This window comes from Ramlibacter sp., from assembly GCF_028292805.1.
GTDB lineage: Bacteria > Pseudomonadota > Gammaproteobacteria > Burkholderiales > Burkholderiaceae_C > Ramlibacter.
On the sequence record NZ_JAQGLS010000028.1, the window covers coordinates 1 to 2,542 of the forward strand.

Here is a 2,542-nt window from a genome sequence, read left to right on the forward strand (position 1 = left end):
CGAAGGCGAGCGCCAGTTCGGCGCCGCCGGCTTGCGCGGCCGCCGGGCCGGCCGGCAAGGCCGGCATGCGGTAGCGGCGCGGCGCATCGCGCAGGGCGGCAAGGAGGAGGGCGTCGCGGGGATGCAAGTCGGGCTGGCGGCAGGGCGATCCTGGATCATGCCAGCGGCGGCGAACGCATAAACTGCCGCATGACCGAAGCCGACCTGGCCCGGGTGACCGACCCCGGCATGCGCTTGCTGGCCAGCCTGGGCTGGCTGCAGCGCATGCCGCCGCAGACTGTCTTCATCAACGAAGGCGAGACGGCGGACAGCGCCTACGTGATCCTCAGCGGTCGGGTGAAAGTCTTCGCCTCCGATCCGCAAGGGCGCGAGATCGTGCTGAACATCTGCGGCGCCGGCGAGTGCATTGGCGACATGGCTCTGGACGGCGGCCCGCGCTCGGCCTCGGTCATGACGCTCGACCGTGTGACCTGCGCGCTGGTGCCGCACGACGCCTTGCGCAAGGCCGTGACCGGCGACCCCGACTTCGCCATGCGGCTGATCACCACGCTGATCCGCCGCAACCGCATCGCCACCTCCAAGATCAAGGGCCTGGCGCTGCAGGGTGTGCGGGAGCGGGTGCTGGCCTTGCTGCAGGGGCTGGCCGTCGAGCGCGACGGCGGGCGCATCGTCGGCGAACGCCTGTCGCAGCAGGAAATCGCGCAGCGGGTCGGCGCCTCGCGCGACATGGTCCGGCGGGTGTTCCAGGAGCTGCAAGCCGACGGCGCCATCGGCATCGAGCGCCGCCAGATCACGCTGCTGCGGCCGCCTTCCGCCGGCTGAGCCTGCCCGCGCGGCGTGAATTGCAGAATTTTCTGCAATTGCTGCCCCACATCCTCGTTAACGCCCCGCCCGCCATCGGATGGACAGTGGCGGCACGGCACGGCCCGCTCGCAGGATTGTTGAAGGACACATCGCCATGGACCGCCACGACACCGACGAAGCACCGATCCGCATCGGCAAGATCGAGATCCGCTACCTGGTGGATGGCAGCCACACCCGCCAACCCGGCATGTTCGAGATGACCTTGCCGCCGGCCTGCAACGTGCCGCCGCCGCACAGCCACAAGCAATCGGACGAACTGGTCTACGTGCTGGAAGGCCGGCTGCGCCACGTGATGGACGGCGTGGTGCGCCACCTCAACGCCGGCGACACGATCTTCACGCCGCGCGGCAGCGTGCACGCCTTCAGCAATCCGTTTTGCGAGCCGGTGCGCACGCTGACCGTGCTCACGCCCGACATCGGCGCCGCCTACTTCCTCGATGCCGCCGAGGTGGTGAATGCGGGCGATCCGCCGGACCGGGACCGGCTCAAGAAAGTGATGCGGCGCTACGGGCTGACCATGCCTCGCGCGGCGGCCTACGTCTGAGCGAATTTCAAGCAAGGCTGGCCGTGAGGAACGAGATGGTCCGCTCCCACGCCTGCTTCGCCGCCGCCGCGTCGTAGCGCGGCGGGGTGTCGTTGTTGAAGCTGTGTGCATGCCCGGGTATTGCACCATCGTGTAGCGGGCACCAGCGGCCTGCAAGGCTGCCTGGTCGGCCGGAAGACGGAGTTGATGCGCTGGTCCACTGCGGCCAGGTGGACCAGCAGCGCCGCCTTGATCTGGCGCCTCTGGCGGCGCCGGGTTGCTGCCGTAGAACGGCACCGCCGCGTTCAGGTCGGGCAGCCGGACGGCCAGCCAGTGCGCCATGCTGCCGCCGTAGCAAAGCCGACCGCGCCGACCTTTGCGTTGCCATCGGCCTGTGCCCGCAGCCAGCCGGCGCAGCCGGGAAATCTGCGCAGGCCTGGAAGTCGGTGCAGTCGCAGACGGCGCGCACCCCGCGTTGCGGTTGCCCGACTTCGCCCCGGACGGCGGCGCAGCGGCACTGGAAGCGGTGGTTCATGAATGGTATTGTGGATACTTCCACTCCCGAGAGGAAGGCCACGATGAAGACAGCACGCCGCCGCGCCCTGCATGCCCTGGCCGGACTCGCCGCCGCCGCCAGCTGCGCCCTGGCCGCTGCCCAGGGCTTTCCGTCCAAGCCCATCACGCTGATCGTTCCCAATCCGCCGGGCGGGCTGGTCGACGGCTCCGCCCGGCTGCTGGGCGAGCCGCTGGCGCGGGTGCTGGGCCAGCCGGTGGTGATCGACAACAAGGGCGGCGCCAGCGGCAACGTGGCGTACGGGCAGGTGGCGCGCGCGCCGGCCGACGGCTACACGCTGCTGACCTCGTATTCGGCGTACCACGTGGGCAACCCCTCGCTGTTCCCCAAGATGCCGTGGGCGCAGAAAGACCTGGCGCCGGTGGCGCTGATCACGGCCGCCACCAACGTGATCGCGGTGCATCCCTCGGTGCCGGCGAACAGCCTGCAGGAGTTCATCGCCTACCTGAAGAAGAATCCGGGGCGCCTGAGCTACGCGTCGCAGGGCAACGGCTCGTTGTCGCACGTGGGCACCGAGATGTTCAAGATGCAGACCGGCACCAGCATGGTCCACATCCCGTACCGCGGCTCCGGCGCCGCCA

4 protein-coding genes are annotated in these 2,542 nt (G+C 69.7%); 3 read left to right on the forward strand and 1 reads right to left on the reverse strand.

Annotation, left to right across the window (positions count from 1 at the left end; genetic code table 11):
* Positions 1 to 189: 189 nt before the first annotated feature.
* Together JWP65_RS01390 and JWP65_RS01395 are read left to right on the forward strand one after the other, a co-directional pair.
* The gene (locus JWP65_RS01390; RefSeq protein ID WP_299759632.1) at positions 190 to 822 is read left to right on the forward strand and encodes a Crp/Fnr family transcriptional regulator; all 633 of its coding nucleotides are present in this window, start codon (positions 190 to 192) and stop codon (positions 820 to 822) included.
* 136 nt (positions 823 to 958) lie between these two features.
* Positions 959 to 1,408: a cupin domain-containing protein gene (locus JWP65_RS01395; protein ID WP_299759634.1), complete on the forward strand. Its 450-nt coding sequence runs from the start codon at positions 959 to 961 to the stop codon at positions 1,406 to 1,408.
* A 7-nt stretch (positions 1,409 to 1,415) separates the two neighbouring features.
* On the opposite strand, the gene JWP65_RS20045 is transcribed toward JWP65_RS01395, so the two are convergent.
* Positions 1,416 to 2,066 (reverse strand): dienelactone hydrolase family protein, encoded by a 651-nt coding sequence (locus tag JWP65_RS20045; protein ID WP_367280457.1) that lies wholly within the window; start codon positions 2,064 to 2,066, stop codon positions 1,416 to 1,418.
* Between JWP65_RS20045 and JWP65_RS01400 the strand changes: the two genes are divergently transcribed.
* Positions 1,966 to 2,542 (forward strand): tripartite tricarboxylate transporter substrate binding protein (locus JWP65_RS01400; RefSeq protein ID WP_299759636.1); only part of this gene is annotated, 577 nt, incomplete at its 3' end. The two genes, JWP65_RS20045 and JWP65_RS01400, sit on opposite strands and share 101 nt — an antisense overlap.

What these genes read in the sequence shown, in the direction of transcription:
- JWP65_RS01395 (WP_299759634.1), top strand. Translation starts at nt 959, where the DNA reads ATGGACCGCCACGACACCGACGAAGCACCGATCCGCATCGGCAAGATC.
- JWP65_RS20045 (WP_367280457.1), bottom strand. Translation starts at nt 2,066, where the DNA reads ATGGGCTTGGACGGAAAGCCCTGGGCAGCGGCCAGGGCGCAGCTGGCG.
- JWP65_RS01390 (WP_299759632.1), top strand. Translation starts at nt 190, where the DNA reads ATGACCGAAGCCGACCTGGCCCGGGTGACCGACCCCGGCATGCGCTTG.